The sequence below is a fragment of the Streptococcus vulneris genome (genome assembly GCF_019218685.1).
Classification (GTDB): Bacteria; Bacillota; Bacilli; order Lactobacillales; family Streptococcaceae; genus Streptococcus; species Streptococcus vulneris.
Map to the genome: position 1 here is coordinate 1 of NZ_JAHUZC010000045.1, position 325 is coordinate 325.

The 325-nt window shown below is 55.1% G+C and carries 1 pseudogene; it reads right to left on the bottom strand.

The features are described from left to right. Window positions 1-317: pseudogene (locus KUA57_RS09680) on the bottom strand (T7SS effector LXG polymorphic toxin); the annotation flags it as partial. Between the last annotated feature and the right edge of the window lie 8 nt (window positions 318-325).

Here is a 325-nt window from a genome sequence, read left to right on the forward strand (position 1 = left end):
GCGGTTAAGCCAGCCCCAACAACCAAGGGTGTCGCTGCCCCCATAGTTGCCCAAATCGCTAAAGCACCAATCGCAACGGTCACCACACCAATTGCCAGGTCTTTCCAACCGTTCTTGGCTCGATCCTCTGCAGCCAAGGCCTCAAAACGAGCCTTGTCCCGCTCCTGGGCAGCCTTCACTCGTTCAACACGACTCTCCATCTGCTTACTCGCCTGTTGATAGGCTATCGCAAAGCGTTGAACAGACTTGAGTTTGGCGAAATCACCCGACTGATAAGTCCCTACAGTCCGTGTCTTCCCTGCATGCTCTGCGATCAAGGCCTTGG